Raw genomic sequence first — 19,347 nt, 5'->3', positions numbered from 1 at the left:
ACATGGATGCCGTCACGCCGCCAAAATCGTCACCCCGCCGCCTCAGCCACCGAGCGGAAGAAATCCTCCGGGTCCTCGACTTCTATCAGCCGCCGCTTCTCGATCAGCCAGAAGCGGTTGCCGATGGCGCGGATGAAGGAGCGATCGTGCGAGGCGAGCAGGCAGCTTGCCTGATGCGCCAGCAGCTCCGCTTCCAGCGCTTCCTGGCCGTCGATGTCGAGATGGTTGGTTGGCTCGTCAAGCAGATAGAAGTTGGGGTTGGCGAGCCTGAGCGCCAGCATCATCAGCCGCGCCTTCTGGCCGCCGGACAGCACGCCGATCTTTTTCTCCTGCATCTCGATGACCACGCCGGCGCCGGCCAGCAACGAGCGGGCGCGCTGCTCGCCGACATCGTAGCGGCGCGAGACCAGCCCCAGCGGCGTGTCGTCGCCGCTGATGCCGGACAGCGCCTGATCGCTGTAGCCGAGCACCGTCGACGGCGTCACCTTCACATTCCGCACCGTGTCCGGTTCGACAATGGCGTTGCGGATCAGGGTGACGAAGCGCGACTTGCCGACGCCATTGCGGCCGAGCAGGACGATGCGGTCGCCCTGGCAGATGTGGCGCTTGCCAGTCCTGAACAGCAGCGTGCCGTCGGGTGTTTCGACAGCTGCGTCGTCGAGCGTGATCAGCACCTTGGCGTGCGTGCCGCGATTGGCCAGTTTTATGGCACCGGCCGACTTTTCGCGGTGCGCCGGAGCTGCCGCCTCTTCCAGTCTTTCCGCGCGCTGGTTGAGCTGCTTGGTCTTGACCGTCAGCAGGTCGCTACCCGAATTGATGCCGATGTTGTTGAGCTTGGCCGCCTGCCGGCGCAATTGCTGCGCCACCTTCATGTCGCGCTGGAACTTGCGCTCCGTCGAGGCGTCGACGTCGTCGAGCGCCTGCCTGGCGCGGGAATAGGGCAAGGCAAACACCGACGACCGTTCAGGGCGCAGGAACAGCGTCCGGTTGGTGGTGGCGTCGAGAAAGGCCCGGTCGTGGCTGGCGATGACGACGGGCACCTCGCGCGGCAGCGTGTTCAGCCAGGTCTCGAGCTGGCTGATGCGGGCAAGGTCGAGATGGTTGGTCGGCTCGTCGAGCAGCAGCACATCCGGATCGGTGACCCAGACGCGAGCGATCAGTGCCAGCCGCTGCCAGCCGCCGCTCAGCGCCTGCATCGGCCGTTCGCGCATCGGCTCCGGCACATCGAGCGAATCCAAAACCACATCGACGCGCCACGTCTCGCTGTCGGCCTGCTCCGGCGGCAGGGCGTCGGCCACCACCTGATGGAAGGTATGGCTGAGAAGGGCTGGAGCGACGGACTGTTCGACATGGCCGACGCGCAGGCCGCGCGTGCGGGTGATGTCGCCCGAGGTCGGCTCCATCGCGCCGGTCAGACATTTGAGCAAGGTCGACTTGCCGCGGCCGTTGGCTGCGACGATGCCGAGCCGGTCGCCGCCGCCGATGGTGAGGTCGAGCTTGGAGAACAGCGGCGCACTCATGGTGACGCCGAGGGATTTGAGGCTGATCAGGGCCATTTTGATTTCTCTGGTCTTGGCCGCCTCTTTGTCGGAGCATGATCTTTTCCGAAAACCGGTTCCCACTTTTCGGGATCATGCTCTAGCGGCTCAATGCACTTTGACGGTGCGCCCACCGGCCATCAGGTTCGGCGTTGCGGCACCACGAAGGGCAGACCAAAAAATCGAAGCGGGAAAACCCGGACCGTCCCTGGTCAGCCCTGCAAGCAAGCTCGCAGGGCAGAAATCGGGCCACGCTGACGATGGTGACGAGAAAAATCGAACACGCAGCCCTCCTTTCAAGACGTTCGAGTGTGCGGACTGACTACACCAAGGGCGTGGCGGATGGCAAGGCTACCGCTTTCACCCGGCGCGGGAACGGATCGAGCACCAGTATGCAGCCGCCGATGATCGCGACAGCGCCGAAGCCCTGGATTACGGTCAGCGACTCCCCAAGCATGCTGGTGCCGACCAGCACCGCGATCACGGTCACGGCGAATTCGACGCTGATCGTCCTGGTCGCGCCGATACTGGCAATCAGCCGAAAATAGACGATGTAGGTCAACGCGCTCATCATGCAGGCGAGGACGGCGAGATAGAGGAAGTCGGTGGCGCGCGGCATCGCCGGCACCGGTACGGCGAGAAGCAGTGGCAGCGTCATCAGGCCGCCTAACAGGAAGGCGGCACTGGTGAGTTCCCACGAGCCGGCCGAGCGCAGATGTCGGTTTGCATAATTGCTGCCGAAAGCGGCCGAGAAGGAACTGAACAGCGAGGCGGCGCAGCCGAAAGCGAAGGATGCTGTGATCGGCACCGCGGGAAAACCGACCAGGACGATGATGCCGAAGGCGCCGAGCAGCAGTCCGGCCAGCCCGCGAATGGTGATGCGCTCAAGCCCCCACAGCTGGCCGAGGATCATCGAGAACAGTGGGATCGCGGCAACAAGAATGGCCGCCACCGCCGTGCCAATGCGCGGGGTGGCATAGGATAGGCCGATAAGCTGCGCGGCAACCGTCGTCGCGCCGACAACGGCGAAGCGCCGCCAGCCGGCGCTGAAATCGAGCCGGCGCCGGGTCGCGGCGGCAAGCAGCAGGAGCGTGATGCCGGCGATCAGCGAGCGCAATGTGACCGCGCCGACCCAGCCGAAGGCGTGCACCACCTTGAGCAGCACAAGGAACGACAAGCCCCAGGTGATGGCCAGGAAGATATAGGCGGCGATGTCCTTGGGTTTCATTCTGCGGGCGGCCGTGGGAGTTTCTTGCGGTTGGGAGCGGAGAAGCTGCCGTGGCCCGTATCGCTTCGACTGGCAACTGACAAGGCTGGGGGCGTGGTCCAGCCAGTCGACAGTGTGCCTCCAGGCCCTACCGTCCCGGTCTGCCTGTCTTCCCCGGCCGGCGCTTTTCACGGCGGGCGTCGCCAGGATCCTCATACGAACCAATGCCGGCGCGCTCACGCTTGACCGGCTTGTCACCCTCGATCGGCGTCTCGGTTCGTCGCACGGTCATCTCGTCAAGCGAGTTCTTCTTGAACAGCGGCTTGGTGGTTTCGCCGGGAATGCCGAAGTCGGAACCGTGCGCCTCTTGCGCCGATTGCTTCTTGAACAGCGAACGCGACACGGCGCCTGACGGGGTCGGCATGTCCGTGCCTGGACCCATGTCGTCAATCGAAGGTTTGGCGAATAGCGGCTTCTTCGCCGGCACGGCGCCATCGGCGCCCATCTCGTCAAGCGCCGGCTTGCGGAAGAGGTTGGGGCGGGCAGCCTTGGCCGCCTCTTCGGCGGCACGCACTTCGTCGAGCCTGCGAAAACGCTCCTGTTCCTCGGCCGTGCGATGCTTGGCTACGCCCTTGTTGTGCTTGCCCTTTTCGCGGCCAGAGACCGGGCTTTCCATGTCGGCGTATTTGGCCAGCGGGTCATCGGAGATGGACAGTTCCATCTCACGCAGCCGCTTGATCTCGTCGCGGATGCGGGCCGCCTTCTCGAAGTCGAGATTGGCTGCGGCGTCGCGCATCTGCTTCTCCATCGCATCGAGATGGGCCTTTAGATTGTTGCCCATCATGGCGCCAGCGCTGTCGGTGAACTGCGAGATGTCGGCGCGGACGTGATCCTTCTCATAGACCGAGTCCAGAATGTCCGAGATGCGCGACTTGACCGATTCCGGAGTGATGCCGTTGGCGGCGTTCCACTCCATCTGCTTCTCGCGGCGGCGGTTGGTCTCGGCCATCGCCCGTTCCATTGAGCCGGTGACCTGGTCGGCATAGAGGATGACCTTGCCGTCGACGTTGCGGGCGGCGCGGCCGATGGTCTGAATGAGCGAGGTCTCGGAACGCAGGAAACCTTCCTTGTCGGCATCGAGAATGGCGACGAAGCCGCATTCGGGAATGTCGAGGCCTTCGCGCAAAAGGTTGATGCCGACCAGCACGTCGAAGGCGCCGAGGCGCAAATCGCGCAGGATCTCGATGCGTTCCAGCGTGTCGATGTCGGAGTGCATGTAGCGGACGCGGATGCCTTGTTCGTGCAGATACTCGGTCAGGTCCTCGGCCATGCGTTTGGTCAGCACCGTCACCAGCGTGCGATAGCCAGCCTTGGTGGTGTCACGGATTTCGCCGACGACATCGTCGACTTGGCTCTTGGCCGGGCGCACCTCGACCGGCGGGTCGATCAGCCCGGTCGGGCGGATGACCTGTTCGGCGAAGACACCGCCGGCCTGTTCCATCTCCCAAGCGCCCGGGGTTGCCGAAACGGCGACGGAGAGCGGGCGCATGGCGTCCCATTCCTCGAAGCGCAAGGGCCGGTTGTCCATGCAGGACGGCAGGCGGAAACCGTACTCGGCCAGCGTCGCCTTGCGTCGGAAGTCGCCGCGATACATGCCGCCGATCTGCGGCACGGTGACGTGGCTTTCGTCGATGAAGACCAGCGCATTGTCGGGAATGTACTCGAACAGCGTCGGCGGCGGATCGCCCGGCTGGCGGCCGGTGAGATAGCGCGAATAGTTCTCGATGCCGGCGCAGGAGCCGGTGGCCTCCAGCATCTCCAGGTCGAAGCGGCAGCGCTGTTCCAGCCGCTGCGCCTCCAGCAGGCGGCCGGCGCGCTCCAGTTCCCCCAGCCTGTGCTTGAGCTCTTCCTTGATCGACTTGATCGCCTGGTTCAGCGTCGGGCGTGGCGTCACATAGTGCGAATTGGCGTAGATCTTGACGCTCTTCAGCTCGCCGGTCTTCTGGCCGGTCAGCGGGTCGAACTCGGTGATCTGCTCGATCTCGTCGCCGAACATCGAAATGCGCCATGCACGATCTTCCAAGTGGGCCGGGAAGATCTCGATCGTGTCGCCGCGCACGCGGAACGAGCCGCGAACGAAATTGACATCCTGTCGCTTGTACTGCTGGGCAACGAGATCGGCGAGCAAAGCGCGCTGGTCGAGCCGGTCGCCGATCTGCATCTGAAAGGTCATCGCCGTGTAGGTTTCGACCGAGCCGATACCGTAGATGCAGGACACCGAGGCGACGATGATGACGTCGTCGCGCTCGAGCAGCGAGCGCGTCGCCGAATGGCGCATGCGGTCGATCTGCTCGTTGATCGAGGATTCCTTCTCGATGAAAGTGTCGGTGCGCGGGACGTAGGCTTCCGGCTGGTAATAGTCGTAATAGGAGACGAAATACTCGACGGCGTTTTCGGGGAAGAATTTCTTGAACTCGGAATAAAGCTGGGCTGCCAGCGTCTTGTTCGGCGCCAGGATCAGGGCGGGGCGCTGCGTCTCCTCGATCACCTTGGCCATTGTGAACGTTTTTCCGGAGCCGGTGACGCCGAGCAGCACCTGGGTGCGGTCGTTGTTGGCGACGCCTTCGACCAGATCCTTGATCGCCGTCGGCTGGTCGCCGGCCGGCTCGAAATCCGACACCATCTTGATGGCGATGCCGCCTTCGGACTTTTCCGGGCGGGCAGGGCGGTGCGGCGTCCACAGCACGCCGTCCTTGTGCAGCGGATTGCCGGACTCGATCAGCGCCGACAGCGCGGCGACGGTGGCGGTGACGCTGCCCGAGGCCATCGTCTCGGCGTCTTCCAACGAAATGTCGAGACCGGCGACCGGATTGAGGCCGGCTGCCGTGCGCTCCCTGGCTGATGCCGCGCCACCCATCGAGGTGCCGCGCGCGCTGCGCCCCGGCGAGCTCGAGCGCTCGGGTATCTTCTTCGACTTGGCGCTTTCCCTCCCCCTCGAGGGGAGGGTGGCGGCGGAGCCGCCGGGTGGGGTCGGTTCGACCGGGTTCGACGTCCCGGCGGTGCCTTCTGTGACGACCCCCTCTGTCGTCTTCGGCGACATCTCCCCCTCGAGGGGGGAGATCTGGCGACGTCCTTCCTTTTCGGCTTCCTCCTCGATCTGCTCGGCCCAATCCGCAATTGAACTGGTCAGCGGCGTGCCCGAGAGCTCCGGCTGCGGCATCTCGGCGAAACCGCCTCTGTGCAAGGGCTCCGAGGCGTCGAGGAAATCGGTCAGCGGACTGCGCCGCTTCGGCGAAGCGCGATCGTCATTCGCCGTCGGCGGCGCTTTCTTATCGGGAGATTTGGCCATGACCCGAATATGGGATTTCCTGGCCAAAATGGAAAGAGTGGGATGAGATGAGGCGCTTCGCCAGATGCGGCTCCTGACAGTAGGCTGTCAGGAGGAAACGGCGGCCGCGTGCCTGTCCGGAAGGATCAGGCGCCGCGCGCGTTATCCGCCGCAACGCGGGTCGGCGATCCGTTCAGGCGCGGCACCACGACGAGGCGGTTGATCTTGCCCTTCTTGTAGGCGGCGAGGAAGCGCGCATAGTCCTTGAAGGCGACGCAACCGCTCGACTGGCCGTAGCGGCCCCGAAGCAGGTAGGTATGGGCCAGAAAGCCGTCGCGATTGTATTTGTTGCGGCCATCGGCCGGTGTCAGGCGCAAGGCCTCCACACCATGAAAGCGCGTCTCGCGCAGCGACAGATTGTAGGTATTGGGCGGTGTCGGTCCGCGGTTCTTCTGGTCGGCATAGCGCGGCTGGTCCGTCATGGCGCCGATGCCCGAATGCGCCTCGAGCCTCGAACCGTCAGGCATATAGACGGTCCCGGCGCTGATGTCGTAGACGGCGACGCCATTGCCGGCTCCGCTCCTGGACCCCGGCGAGTTGAACAGGTTCCTGAAAGCCTTGCCGAGGCCACCCGACGGCGTGTCCGGCTTGGCATAGGCCAGCACACCGCTGCCATCGGCCGGCCGTCCTTGCCGGTCCGGTTTGGCCGGTCGGGCAGTCTGGGCTTGCTGGACGGTCTCGCGAGCCGGCTTCGGTTGCTGATCAGGCTTCGTCTGCTGAACAGGTTTGGACTGCTGTACAATCTTGGGCTGCGGGGTGTCCTTGGGCTGCGGGGCGTCGAACTGCGGGCGACGGGTCGGCAACGGCACGTCGTCGGTGAGCGCGTCCGGCAGCGAGGCGGCGTCGCCTGGTTGGTCCTGCTGGGTTTCGACAGGCGAAACCGCGACGTCGGCCGGGGATTCCTCGATCGGCAGCGGCGAGGCGAACGCCTCGTCGTCAACCGGCAGCGACTGCACGAGGGCCAGCGCCAACTGCGAATTGTCTGGCGTCTGCGTGTCCGACTGGGCAAAGCCCATCGGTTGCGGCGCGGTCTGCACGACGTCCGAGCCGTTATCCAGCCGCGCGAAGCGTTCGGCCGCCGGAGCGGGCATGTCTTCCGAGAGGCTGGCCATAACCTTGACGGATGGCACAAGCGACGCTTCGGCAATTTGCGGCGCGACGGTGGAAATAACAGGGTGCACCGGCGCGTTGGCCACGACCACGGGCTTTCCAGCGCCGGCAAAGGCAGCGGCGAGCTTCATCGGCGAAAGCGATGCTTCGATGCGCTCGAAACGCTCCTGCGACTTCGACTTTGCAACGGTGGGTACGGGCTTTGCCTGCGCCACGAGGCGCGCGGACTTCTCCGCCCGCGGGCTCAACCTGGCAAGCTTGAAGCAGCTGGCGCCGCACTGCACGGCATGGTCTTGAAGGGCTTGCGTGCCGCCATGGGCATTGGCAAGCACGAAGGGTGCTCTCAGAAAATGCTGCTTGAGCGGATCGGCGAGGGCGAGCGATCCCGGCATCGACAGGGCCTGCGGTAGGCCACCCGATGTCGCCGACAGCGAGGCGCCGACGGAACTGAGGCCAGCCATGGTGCCGATCAACCACAGGCCAACGGCAGCACTGGCGCCGGGCACTGCGACCCAGCGGACGATCCGTTCAGGGGTGAAGGAAGAGGCACGTGGCGCGTCACAGGCGTTCTCGCCGTCCCAACGCTCGTCCCCGACAATTTTTTTACTCAACAACGCCATGCAACCAATCTTGCTCCAAGCGGCTCCCACGTCCGCGGCTGTGATAGCCGCGACGACCATTCTGTGAGTGATCCCAGGTGGTCCCCGACGCGTTTGCCGCGTCTGTCATTGGTTGCCGATTGCTTCAAAATATGGACAAAGTTGGTTAATCAATCCCTCTCAAAACCAACGACGAGATGTGGATTTAGGCCAAATAAGGCTTCGTCCACGGCCAGGAAAGTGGTGTTGTCGCCCTTCCGACGCAGTTTTGCTGCCTGCTTTTGATCGCCGAGTCAAGCAAAACAGCCGTTTCTAAATTTTTTCGCGGCGCGGTCAGCGATAAATGGAACGAAGCGGCTGCCGGTGAAAATTGGCCAAATAGGCGCCTGTCTCAGGTAAAACTGTTGCCTGCCTGTCACAATTTCTTCGCCTGGACGGCCGCCTTGAGTGGCACCTCAATTGAACCACAGCGCAAAGGTCAGAAAACCACCGCCGCCGAATTGGCGCTGGATCTGGTCGAAATCGTCGCTGGTCAGGATCCTGCCGCTTTCGAGATAGGGCGCGATGGCCGGGCCGGTGATTGACAGGACCAGGTCGAAGTTTTTGGGCTCGTCGAAGAAGCGCTTCATGTTGATGCCCTTATCGGCAATGCGGAAATGCGGCAGCAGCACGCGGCCTTCCAGGAGGTCCTCGGCCATGGTCAAGGTGGCGAGCCAGGCCTGGACCTGCTCCTCGCCGACGTCGAGGCCGGTGAGCGGGTTCTCGCCTTTCTGCTGCGGACCCGGCAGCCACTCACGGTCATTGTCGGTTTCGGCGCGGATCGCCTTCCAGTCCTCGCGGGACAGCCGGATCATTTCCAGCAGATGCCGGCGCGCCGCTTGCCGACGCTCCGGCTCGATCACTGGCCAGTTGACGAGATGCACCAGCGAGATGAAATCAGCGATGCGCCACTCCGAGGAGAAGATGCTGCTGCCCATATCACCGGCCGGCGGTACGAGAATGTCCTGCAACGGCAGCTTGGCGCGCGGGAACAGCATGTGGAACGAGCCGTCGAAAGTGCTCCTGAAATCATGCGCCAGCCAGAAATCGGTCTGCGCCATCAGGAACTCCGCATAGCCCTGCAGCCAGAAACCGTCGGCGCGGTCGAAGCGGAATGTGAGGATGGGGGCGGCGGCGTCCGACGAGATGCCGCCGTGTGACAGTGAGGCAATGATCGCCGCCATGCTTTCATCAGGTGCGATCGTGCCGTCCTCGTTGAGGTCGATGCCGGTGTGGGTGAGGTCGATTGCCATGCCGATATCGGCGTCCGCCGGCACCGCCGCAAACGTTGCGGCGGATTTTTCCAACCGGTCGCGGAAGGCGACCAGGATGTCACGGAATTGCTCATAGGTCAGCCGCTCGGGGTTGGGATTGTCCGGCACCGGCAGCCGCATCAGCGGCAGCATGAAGGATTGCGGGCTCTCGAAGCCATGGCGATGGAGGCCGCTGGCCAGGATTTCCAGCGCAGTGAAGAACTCGCCGGCGCCGGCGGCATAGGCTGATGCCGGGTCTTTTGGCGCGGCGGCCTCCAGCGTCGACAGCGCGCTGTCGCGCCCGGCCACCGTTTTCGCCTCGAACAGAGCGGATGCCGCTTCGGGCATTGCCGCCGATGCGGAAGACAGCGGCACAATCAGCATGAAAGCGGATGTCAGCAGGCTTGCCAGTCGTGTCATCTTTCCCCCCAATATTTTGTCGCGCAGAGCAAATATACACCATTTGGAGCGTCGCGCTTCAACCCGTCCCGAGGACGGTCTACACAAGGCAAACAAATGGGCGCCGCGTGTCGAATTATCCGCTTTCCTACAAGCTGTCCTGGCTGCCGCGTTTCCTGAAGCCCTCGCTGGCCGGCGACGCACGAGACTTTGCGCCGATGGCGGGAATGCTGATGGACCCGCCGAAGCGGGCGGTGCGGCTTGCCTTCGTCGGCGACATCTCGGCGGTGGCCAACCGCAGCGCGCCGGACTGCGATCGGGAGATCAAGGCGTTGCTCGGCGCTGCCGATCTGGTGATAGGCAATTGCGAAAGCCCTGTTGTGGACAGACCAAGCGCGGTGCTGGGGACGAGGCTCGGCACGCATCATGCGATGAGCGAACTCTTCCTGGCCGAGGCGCTCGCGGCGGTCGGCATTGCGCGCGAAAAGCTCGTGCTGTCGCTGGCCAACAACCATGTGTTCGACCAGGGCGTCGCCGGTTTCGACGAGACGGTCGCGGCGTTGCAGCGGCTTGGGATCCGCACGGTCGGCCTGGCCGCCAATGGCCCGGTGGTGCCTGTCCAGGTCGGACCGCTTGATATCGGCTTCGCCGCCTTCACGCTGTGGCGCAACGCCGATGAAAATCTGTTCGCCGGGCGCGTATCGATGGACAGTGACGAGGTCCGCCGGCGGCGTGACGGTGTCGATCTTCTTTGCGCCGTGCCGCATTGGGACTGGGAGTTCAGGCATTTTCCGCGCACTGAAACACGAGCGTTGGCCAGGCGACTGGCCGGGCAAGGCGTCGGGCTGATCGCCGGCCACCACGCCCATGTCGTGCAGCCGGTTGAGCGGATCGACGGGACGATCGTTGCCTATGGGCTCGGCGATTTCCTCAGCACCGCCTTTGCCTGCCAGCCATGGCCGGGTCGTATTGGCGGGATTTTCGTTGTGGAAGTCAGTGCCGATGCCGACACACGCGGCGCCATTGCGTCATACCGGCTGCATCCCTTCATGCGCCTGCGCGCCGGCGACCATGAGCGGCTGGTACCGGTGGAGGCACTGGTGGGGCAAATGCGCGGCAAGGCCGAGGGTCGGCTGAGAGCGATCTTTCCTGCCTCTTCAAGCGAAGAGAGCGTCACTGCTTAGCCGTCTGGCGGCCCCTGCAAAACCGATTATCATGCGACGGCAGAGGCAGGTTGCGGGGGCGGCGGTGGAAACGTCGGATTTCATGCCGAGCGAGGCGGTGATTGCCAGCATCCGGAAGGATATCGAGGCCTATGAGGCAGCGAGGGCCTCGGCGGTCCGCCAGGTGCGCTGGCGGGCGCCGGTGTTCGTCGGGCTGGTGCTGGTGTTCGTGATGCTGGTCGCCTGGCTGTTCAACAAGGTCGCCGACCCCAACGAGCAATGGTTCTCGACGCCACATGTGTTTCTCTATGGCATCGGCTTGGTGGCTTCGAGCGTGCTCTACTTCCAGGCCATGAAACCGGCGACGCGGCTGCAGCAATCTTTCCGCGAGACGCTGCTGCCAATCATCTTCGGCTTCATCGCGGATATGCGTTACCAGCATGGAGGGAGGCCGAACTCTTTCGACCGGCTGCCGCGCGAGGCGGTTGGCGCCTTCAACAAGCAGTCGTTCGACGATGTCGTTTCGGGCCGTTACGAAGAGTTTCCGTTCGAGCTTTACGAAGCAGAACTGCGAGTAGGGTCGCGCAAGGATTCATCGACAGTCTTCAAGGGTGTCATTGTCGCTTTCGAAGCGATCGAGCCGTTCCCGGGGGTATTGGTGGCGACGCGCCGGACCAATGCGGTCGTCGGCTTCTTCCGCGGCATGTTCGCCGGCAAGATGCAGGATTTGTCGTCCGGTGTGCCCGAACTCGACGCCGCCTATGAATTCCGCAGCGACAACGTCGAGGCGGCGCGGCCGCTGGTGACCGGCCGGCTGGCGCAGGCCCTGAAATGGCTTGGCGAAACCTGGCCGGACGACCCGGCCCGCGTCGCGCTCAACGGCAGCGACGGCTTCCTGCTGTTGCCGCAGACGAAGAACTTCTTCGAACTGCCGGATATTTCAGTGCCGCTCGACTACACCACGCATGTCGCGCCGATGATATCAGACATGGGCGCGATGCTGGCGACGGCGGCGCTGGTGCGAAAAATCGGCGCGAAGGACGAGATCAGTTAATCGGGCCTCGCCGTCAGCAGTCGAAGCCATATTTGTCGCGCATGTAGTCTGCCTCTTCTTTCGACATTTTCTTGAACATCACGCAGACGGTGAAGCTGCCGACCTGATGCCCGTCGCTTGTGTATCCCCAGTCGGAAATTTCGTCCCTGGAGAATTCTATGTTCTGGCCGAGGACGACGTTGTGCACTTCCTCAGGCTGGTTCGCCAATATGCCGGCAAATCCGGTCTCGGTGCGGCGGAACGGTATGACCCAGAAATGTTCGGTGACATTCCCGTCCCGCACCTTGACCTTGAGCTTGAACCTGTCTGTTCCGGAGGGAGGAGCCTCGGACAGTGCCAGGAATTCATCCAGGCTGGCGAGTGCCTGGGCGGTCGCCGCCGCCATGTCGGGATCACCCGGGGTAAAGATAATCGTCTTGTCGTCGCCTGGGTCCGCGCCTTGTGCACCGGCCGATCCCGTAGCAAGCGCCAGCATCAGGGACATCATGGTCCGGATTGCAAGCTTCATGGAAGGCCCCTCACCGTAGTCGCGGCCACCATGGTGCATTCATTCCGGATTTGCAACCCAGGCGCGAGTTTCATCGGTTTTTGGCGTAATTGGGCCGACCATAATTCATATCGATTTTCTGGCGGAACGCTCTTCCGACCGACCGCTATGGTTTTTGCCAGGAGGCCGCGCTATCCCTTGGCCAATGGGGGATATCCATGGCTGGGCAACAAAAAGGGTTTCGGCTGTCGCGGCGATTGCTACTCGGTGCGGCTGTCGTTGGCGGCGCGGTGCTGTGGGGCGGCAACACCGTGGCACGGCTGGCGCGCGGGCCTTTGGGACCGAAGAACGCAGGCCGCATCGCCGATATCGACGGCATCGCGCTGCCGCTGAAGTCGCTGGAGAATGCGCCGGCCTTTGACGCATCGCTGCCCTGGTCGGCAAAGGGCGGCGACATCAACGATGCCAGCGGCCTGTCGCAGACGCCGGTCTATGGCGTGGTGGAAGTCAGCGAGGAAGAGCACATCGCCAAGGCGCTGGCCTTCGCGCGCGCCAATGGCTTGAAGGTCTCGCTGGCGGCCATCCGCCATTCGATGGGCGGGCATGCCTTCGACGACAATGCGCTGGTACTCGACCTCAGAAAATTCAACAAAGTGACCGTCGACGCCGCGGCGAAGACCATGACGCTGCAGCCGGGCGCGCGCTGGCACGACATCCAGAACCTCTTGCATCCGCGCTTCGCGGTGAAGGCGATGCAGTCCACCGACATCTTCTCGGTCGGCGGCTCGCTGTCGGTCAACGCGCACGGCATGGACCATCAAGCGGGTTCGGTGGCGAGTTCGATCCGCTCGATGCGGGTGATGCTGGCCGACGGCTCGGTGACCACCTGCTCGCTGAGCGAGAACACCGACCTGTTCCGCCACGTCGTCGGCGGCTACGGCCTGTTCGGCGTGGTACTGGAAGCCACGCTCGATATCGTCGACAATGCCGTCTACCGTACCTCGCGTGAAATCATCAAATCGGACGATTTCCCAAGATTTTTTGCCGAGGTGCTGGAGCCGAACAGGGCGATCGGCCTGTTTTACGGCCATCTGTCGACGGCGCCGGGCAATTTCCTCGAGGACATGATCGTCTACCGCTATGACAAGGTGGCCGAGCAGCCGCCGGCGGATCAGCCCGCGATCGGCGAGCCGGGTTCGGTCGGGCTGAAGCGCGTGATCATCAACATGGCGAAATGGGGCAGCCTGTTTCAGGAACTGAAGTGGTTCACCGAAAAGACGCTGGAGCCGAAATTCGAAAGCTGCACGGTGGCGCGCACCTCGGCCATGGCCGAAGGCGAGGCCTGCCTCGTCACCCGCAACAACCCGATGCACGATTCAGTACCGTATCTGTTCAACGATCTTTTGGATGAGACCGACATTCTGCACGAATATTTTATTCCACGCGCCGCGTATAATCCATTCATCACGGAAGCCCGCGAGATCCTGCGCAACCAGTCGCTGCCGGTGCTCAACGCCTCGGTGCGCGTCGTCCACAAGGAGGATGTGGCGCTGACCTATGCGCCGGAGCCGGCCTATTCGCTGGTGCTCTACATCAACCAGCCGACCGATGCCGACGGCAATGCGCAGATGCGGGCGCTGACCCGGGCGCTGATCGATGTGACGATCAAATATGGCGGCCGGTTCTTCCTGCCCTACCAGCTGCATTATACGGCCAAGGAGTTGCTGGCTTCCTATCCTGAACTGCCGGCCTTCCTGGCGACAAAGCGGCAATATGACCCGACGGAACTGTTTTCCTCGACCTTCTACCGTGCCATCAAGGCGCTGAGCGGGGTGGCATAAAAAGCAGGAGAACAACCCATGCGGATGGTATCGGCGGCGGCACTCACCCTCATTGCGCTGTGCGCTGGACCGGTCCAGGCCGAGGATATCAAGGCTTTCAAGCTGACCATCGACGGCGTGACCGTCGATATCGATCCCGGCGAGAGCACAAGCATGACGCTGCCCGGCGGCAGAAAGAGCAAGGTGACGCTCGAGCGCAACGACTTCGCCACCTTTTCCGGCAGCGATTTCTCCTTTGTCCATCCGAGCGACATTTCGGTGACCAAGTCCGACCTCGGCGAGAATATCACGCAGTATCTGATGGCCTCGGCGCTGGGTACCATCGTCATCGTCCAGGAATACGGCAAGATGAATCCGGTGTCGCTCAACCAGCTGATGCTGCAGGAGATGACCAAGGAATCGGTGCAGGCCGGTGCTGAGTTGACGCAGCAGCCGACGACGCGCAAGCTCGCCGACGGCAAGGAATTGACCGGCATTCGCGCTCAGGTGAAGACACGCACTGACACGGCCGATTTCGAGATCGTCGGCTTCGGCGTTGCCGAACATGGGCTGTTGTTCATCACCCGCATTGCCGAAGAGGACGTGGCGACCGAAAAGCCGCTGATCGACAAGTTCTGGCAGAGCCTGAAAGTTAAATTGCAGGGGGGCTAGGATCGCCTCTCAGTTTGGATCTCGGCTGGGGTCCACACTTTTGCGTAACGGCGCCCGAAGGTATTCTGACGATCCTGAATTGGAGGTCTTACAGCATGGCGAAGCTCATTTCCAGAATGAACCAGTCCCTCGACGGCTATGTCGACCACCAGAAAATGCCGTCAGGGCCCACGATCTTTCGTCACTGGATAGAGCAAGTGCGCAACCTGAGCGGCAGCGTGTACGGTCGCGGCATGTACGAGGTGATGCGCTATTGGGACGAAGACAGTCCAGAGTGGAGCGCGGAGGCGCGTGAATTCGCGGCGGCGTGGCGGAGCCAACCGAAATGGGTTGTGTCACGCTCGCTGAAGTCGGTCGGCCCCAACGCCACACTTGTCGCGGATGACGTCGAGGCGGTGATACGTGGGCTTAAGGCCCAACTCGCTGGGGAGATTTCAGTTTCTGGACCAAACCTGGCACGAAGCCTGACCGACCTTGGTCTTATCGATGCGTACCAACTCTACCTCCATCCGTTCGTGCTTGGTCATGGTAAGCCATTCTTCGCCGGCCCCCGGCCGCCGCTTCGTTTTGTGGCCAGCGACCTGGTTGGCGATGACGTGATCAGGTTGACCTATGTGCCTGCCTAATCACGGACACCCGGTGCGACGATAGGATGCCGCATGTTGCGGTCGTCAAACAGAGACGCTTGCGGGATTACAGGCCCTTCGGCACCAGTCCGGCCAGCCAGTTCACAGAGCGTTTCGCGGCGTCGGCGGTCGCCGAGGCGGCGCGGCCGAGATCGGTCTTGACCACGGCGTAGCCGTTCTTCGTGCGATAGAGCACGCCGGTTCCGCCATCGACCACTTGTTCATAGGCGACGGGCCGGGCGGCGTCCGCTTCCATGGCTGTCGTCGGCGAACCGACCGAGACGCTCGGCCGATGGCTCAGTTCAGGCGGCAACGGGCTTTCGGTTCTGACAATTCGGCTGGCGGGCTTCAGTTCAGGGCGCGACGCGGTCGCGGCCAGCTGCGAGGAGGACGACGAGCCCTTGGTGCGGCAGATGCCGGAAACGAGCGGATAGTTGAAATTCCGCTCGTGCAGCATCTGGCTTTTCATCGCCGCTTCGCACTCGGCGACGGTCGACCACTTGGCCGGCGTCTCGCCGATATATTCGCAAAGCTTGGCATCGCAGTCGCAGCCGACGATGGTCATGGCGACAAGGGCGGTCTTGATCACGGTCTCGTCCCTTCGAGATGCCCCCTGGCAGCCCATTCAGGTGCATATCATGATCCCAAAACCGGTTTCCGCTTTTGGGCGACATGCAACATTCCATCGCGTGCGAACAAGGCGGGATTTGGCCGCGATTGTGGAATGAGCGTGGCGGGGCGCTCGCGATAGCCGATCTTTTCTGAACGTGGCCGGATCGTCTCAGTAGTCATAGGCATGTTCGAGCCTGGCGCCCGACTTGATCAGCGCCGGCAGCACGAGATGCAGCTTGCGTACGGCGACGACCATGCCGGTGCGGCGCGTTGCCGGATCTGCCGGCAGAGGATAGCTGAACAGGATGCGCACGCCTTCGGGGATGGCGATCGAGTCGGCGAAGAGCATGGTGACCATGATCTCGTCGTTGCCGCCGATCTCAACGAACGACACGCCCTTGTCGATCAGGCGGGGAATCATTTCGGTGAACACCTGATAGCGCTTGGTGACGAAAATGGTGCCATCGGCTCCCAGGTCGCGTTCGAGCAAGGTGTCCGGCTCGTCGCGCGTGGCTTCACCGACCGGCCCCTTGGCCCAGACATGGATATCGAGAAAGGCCGGGTTCGTCGTGGCGGCAAGCGCCTTTTTGATCAGGTCGGCATAGGCCTGCTTGATGGTGTCGGCGAGGCCGAATGCCAGCTTGCGTTCGCTGGTGCGGATGGAACTGTCGCCCGGCGCCGGCTGCACGGCAAACAGGCCCGCGCGTTTCTCGGCGTAGGGGAACTGGTACCACGGCACCTGGTCGAGAAATCCTGCATAATCGGCCGCCACCTTGGCCTGATAGATGTCGACGGCGGTTCGCTTGCCTGCTGTCGCCTCGGTGATACGGCCGACAGTGTTCTCATAGGCCCATTGCAGGATATGCTCGATCGAGTGGCTGGTGCCGATGATGACCAGCATCTGGTGGTTGGCGTAGTTGAACTTGTAGGGAGAACTGGCGCGGATCACCATGGCGTAGTCCTGCCAGAAGCGGCCGACATAAGACCAGTAGGGGAAGCCGCTCGGCTGGTCCTTGGCGACGAAGCCGGCATATTCGCGCGCGGCGTAGACGATCGCCCATTCCGGGTAGGTGAGGAAGGTCGATTCCTCCGGCCGCTGGTAGCCGGGAATCTCGGCGCGGACCTTGTCGGCCAGCGTCTTGGACGGAGCGCCGTCGGCAATGCCGGGCAACGGCGTCTTATCGAGCGACGACGTCGTCAGGAAGCCATAGCTCAGCCCGACGATCGGGATGAGGATGACGATGACGATCAGCCAGAGGATCGTCTTGATGATGCGCCTCAGCCAGCGAAACAAGAACATGGCCGATCAGGCCGTGGCAAGATGATCGTGTATGCGCTTTGCCAGCCAGAAGCCGACATAGACGGCGAAGCCGCCAATGACGATGTGCGGCAGGTTGGCGAAGAAGCGGGCCGGGAACTCGATGTCGTTGAGGGAGCGGAAGCCGTTGATGAAGATGCCGGCATCGAGGCAGCCGGAACCGGTAATCAGCCCGAGCACGCCGTCGAACAGGTAGACTGAACCGAACAGCTTGAAATAGAACACGGCCTGGCGGTGCGAGATGAAGGCTGCGGCCAGCGCCCAGACGCCGGAGAAGGCGTGCAGCAGATCATCATACCATTGCAGGGAGAATAGGCCGAACAGATTGCCGTCAGCATCGTTGAACGGCGGTATGTAGCCGATGGCGACGACGCCGAAGAACAGGAAGGCATAGGCAACGGCAAGCTTCTGGATCAGCGTCATGAAGTATCCCCCTCCGAGTGACGCCGAACGTTAGCCGATTTTACCGCCGGTTGCAGCCCCAACCGAAAACACCGTAAAAATGTGGAAAAGACAGTCGGCGCCGGGATTTCTCCCAGCGCCTCCCTGTCAGATCAGGACACGGTCGCGGCAGCAACTTCCGTAAAGTCGTCGCGCCTTGCCGGTCTTGATTTTGACGGTCCTGCCAGTCCGCCACCCGAAAGCAGCGTCCGTTCGGGACCACGCCGGTCGCCACCCTTGCGAGCTTTGCCCTGCGCACCATCGAAGGTTTTTGCCGTCCTTCATGGCAGCATCGGTCCGCCGTCGGCGTTAGCACGCTTTCCGCGGCCCCGTAGGTCTCGGCTCCGACCCTCGAAACAGGCAAGCCTGCTCTCGCTTCGGTCCGTACGGGCCTCAGGAAATCCGCCTTTCACTTCGCCTTTCGGCTGGGCGATCGGTAGCCGCCTGAGATGGGTTTAACTTATGCCGGGTAAGGGCTTTGCGAAATGGCCAAGGGCCTGTGGATAGCGGGATTATCGGGGACCAACCAAGGAGAATGCGATTTTCCGATCCGTCATAGGGTGGGCGGCATCGGTAGACATTCGGCCTTGCCCTGCCGACCGGTGCGGGCTTCAATGCCGGCAAAGGATTCGAGGTGCCGAGCGCTTCGATGTCTTTGCGGGAGGGTGCTTTTGAAAGTCGGGGTGGTTCTCAATCCGATTGCCGGCGGCGGCCGGCTGAAACGGCATTGGCCCGATGTCGCGGCATCGCTGAAAAGTCATTTCGGCGAATTCGAACTGCGCGAAACGCAGGCCGAAGGCGATGCAGAAAGGCTGGCGCTCGATCTTGCGGCTGAAGGTTTCAATCTGGTGATCGCGGCCGGCGGTGACGGCACCGCCAGCGAAGTGGCCGACGGGCTGCTGCAGGCGATCCAGGAGGGCGGCAGGACGACCGAACTCGGTCTGTTGCCGTGCGGCGCCGGCATCGATTTCGCGCGCGGCCTCGGCCTGCCGAAAGAGGTGGACGCGGTGCTGAAGCGGATCGCTGAAGCCAAGGCGCGCAAGGTCGATGCCGGCCGCATCTGCTACATCGACGACCATGGCGCGCTGGCCAGCCGCCACTTCATCAACATCGCCAGCCTGGGCCTGTCCGGCGCCACCGACCGTGCCGTCAACGCCGACAAGCGCAAGGGCAGGATGTCGGCCAAGGCGCTGTTCCTGTGGCGCACCGTGGTCGAATTCATCCGCTACCGCTTCCAGGACGTCAGGATCACCGTCGATGACGGCGCCCCGGTCGAGGCGCGCATGGCGCTGGTGGCGGTGGCCAATGGCAAATTCTTCGGCGGCGGCATGATGATCGCCCCAGATGCCGATTTGACCGACGGGCAGTTCGACATCGTTATCTTGCGCGCCGCCGGCAAGCTGAAGCTGATCTGGGACATCCGCCTGCTCTATGGCGGCCGGCACCGCAATCATCCAGCGATCACCATCCTGCGCGGCAGGAAAGTGGTGGTCGAGCCGCTCGGCGATGTGGAGAAGAACGGCGCGCTGGTCGACATAGACGGCGAGTCGCCCGGACGCATACCCGCGACCTTCGAGATCTTGCCCGGCGCTCTGACGCTCAGATACTGAATCAAGTCGTT

15 protein-coding genes are annotated in these 19,347 nt (G+C 63.0%); 6 read left to right on the top strand and 9 right to left on the bottom strand.

Annotation, left to right across the window (positions count from 1 at the left end):
- Window positions 1-29: 29 nt before the first annotated feature.
- The 5 genes from NKH57_RS00730 to NKH57_RS00710 all read right to left on the bottom strand — a co-directional run bounded on the left by NKH57_RS00730 (window position 30) and on the right by NKH57_RS00710 (window position 9,554).
- Entirely contained in the window at window positions 30-1,556 is a 1,527-nt protein-coding gene (locus NKH57_RS00730; RefSeq protein ID WP_352940895.1) for an ABC-F family ATP-binding cassette domain-containing protein, read from the bottom strand.
- A gap of 304 nt (window positions 1,557-1,860) precedes the next feature.
- The gene (locus NKH57_RS00725; RefSeq protein ID WP_352940893.1) at window positions 1,861-2,766 is read right to left on the bottom strand and encodes a DMT family transporter; all 906 of its coding nucleotides are present in this window, start codon (window positions 2,764-2,766) and stop codon (window positions 1,861-1,863) included.
- 127 nt (window positions 2,767-2,893) lie between these two features.
- Complete coding sequence (gene uvrB / locus NKH57_RS00720) at window positions 2,894-6,094, bottom strand: excinuclease ABC subunit UvrB (protein WP_352940892.1); 3,201 nt, start codon at window positions 6,092-6,094, stop codon at window positions 2,894-2,896.
- A gap of 125 nt (window positions 6,095-6,219) precedes the next feature.
- A complete protein-coding gene (locus NKH57_RS00715; protein WP_352940890.1) occupies window positions 6,220-7,863 on the bottom strand; it encodes a DUF2778 domain-containing protein in 1,644 nt (547 codons plus the stop codon).
- A gap of 434 nt (window positions 7,864-8,297) precedes the next feature.
- On the bottom strand, window positions 8,298-9,554 hold the full coding sequence (locus tag NKH57_RS00710; protein ID WP_352603412.1) for a hypothetical protein: 1,257 nt from the start codon (window positions 9,552-9,554) through the stop codon (window positions 8,298-8,300).
- A 107-nt stretch (window positions 9,555-9,661) separates the two neighbouring features.
- Here NKH57_RS00710 and NKH57_RS00705 point away from each other — a divergent pair, with 107 nt between their 5' ends.
- Entirely contained in the window at window positions 9,662-10,717 is a 1,056-nt protein-coding gene (locus NKH57_RS00705; RefSeq protein ID WP_352940888.1) for a CapA family protein, read from the top strand.
- Between the two features lie 64 nt (window positions 10,718-10,781).
- Window positions 10,782-11,750 (top strand): hypothetical protein, encoded by a 969-nt coding sequence (locus NKH57_RS00700; protein WP_352940886.1) that lies wholly within the window; start codon window positions 10,782-10,784, stop codon window positions 11,748-11,750.
- A 13-nt stretch (window positions 11,751-11,763) separates the two neighbouring features.
- Here the strand turns inward: NKH57_RS00700 and NKH57_RS00695 are convergent, their stop codons facing one another.
- Entirely contained in the window at window positions 11,764-12,258 is a 495-nt protein-coding gene (locus tag NKH57_RS00695; RefSeq protein WP_352730139.1) for a YegJ family protein, read from the bottom strand.
- Between the two features lie 197 nt (window positions 12,259-12,455).
- On the opposite strand from NKH57_RS00695, the gene NKH57_RS00690 reads away from it, so the two are divergent.
- The 3 genes from NKH57_RS00690 (at window position 12,456) to NKH57_RS00680 (ending at window position 15,355) form a co-directional block, all read left to right on the top strand.
- The gene (locus NKH57_RS00690) at window positions 12,456-14,078 is read left to right on the top strand and encodes an FAD-binding oxidoreductase (protein ID WP_352730137.1); all 1,623 of its coding nucleotides are present in this window, start codon (window positions 12,456-12,458) and stop codon (window positions 14,076-14,078) included.
- Window positions 14,079-14,096: 18 nt separating this feature from the next.
- Window positions 14,097-14,729, top strand: coding sequence for a hypothetical protein (locus NKH57_RS00685; protein WP_352730135.1), 633 nt, complete (start codon window positions 14,097-14,099; stop codon window positions 14,727-14,729).
- A 95-nt stretch (window positions 14,730-14,824) separates the two neighbouring features.
- Window positions 14,825-15,355: a dihydrofolate reductase family protein gene (locus NKH57_RS00680; RefSeq protein ID WP_352940883.1), complete on the top strand. Its 531-nt coding sequence runs from the start codon at window positions 14,825-14,827 to the stop codon at window positions 15,353-15,355.
- Between the two features lie 67 nt (window positions 15,356-15,422).
- Here NKH57_RS00680 and NKH57_RS00675 read toward each other — a convergent pair whose 3' ends face one another.
- The 3 genes from NKH57_RS00675 to NKH57_RS00665 all read right to left on the bottom strand — a co-directional run bounded on the left by NKH57_RS00675 (window position 15,423) and on the right by NKH57_RS00665 (window position 17,708).
- The gene (locus NKH57_RS00675; protein ID WP_352828931.1) at window positions 15,423-15,944 is read right to left on the bottom strand and encodes a hypothetical protein; all 522 of its coding nucleotides are present in this window, start codon (window positions 15,942-15,944) and stop codon (window positions 15,423-15,425) included.
- Between the two features lie 192 nt (window positions 15,945-16,136).
- Window positions 16,137-17,267 carry a hypothetical protein gene (locus NKH57_RS00670; protein WP_352940881.1) on the bottom strand — a complete coding sequence of 377 codons (1,131 nt, stop codon included), beginning with the start codon at window positions 17,265-17,267 and terminating at the stop codon, window positions 16,137-16,139.
- Window positions 17,268-17,273: 6 nt separating this feature from the next.
- Window positions 17,274-17,708, bottom strand: a complete 435-nt coding sequence (locus NKH57_RS00665; RefSeq protein ID WP_352940879.1) for a DUF4383 domain-containing protein — start codon at window positions 17,706-17,708, stop codon at window positions 17,274-17,276.
- Window positions 17,709-18,397: 689 nt separating this feature from the next.
- Between NKH57_RS00665 and NKH57_RS00660 the strand changes: the two genes are divergently transcribed.
- Window positions 18,398-19,336 carry a diacylglycerol/lipid kinase family protein gene (locus tag NKH57_RS00660; protein ID WP_352603395.1) on the top strand — a complete coding sequence of 313 codons (939 nt, stop codon included), beginning with the start codon at window positions 18,398-18,400 and terminating at the stop codon, window positions 19,334-19,336.
- The last annotated feature ends 11 nt before the right edge of the window (window positions 19,337-19,347 follow it).

The sequence above is a fragment of the Mesorhizobium sp. M1050 genome (genome assembly GCF_040318715.1).
In the GTDB taxonomy this organism is placed as follows: Bacteria; Pseudomonadota; Alphaproteobacteria; order Rhizobiales; family Rhizobiaceae; genus Mesorhizobium.
This window is presented reverse-complemented; position numbering and strand designations above follow the sequence as displayed.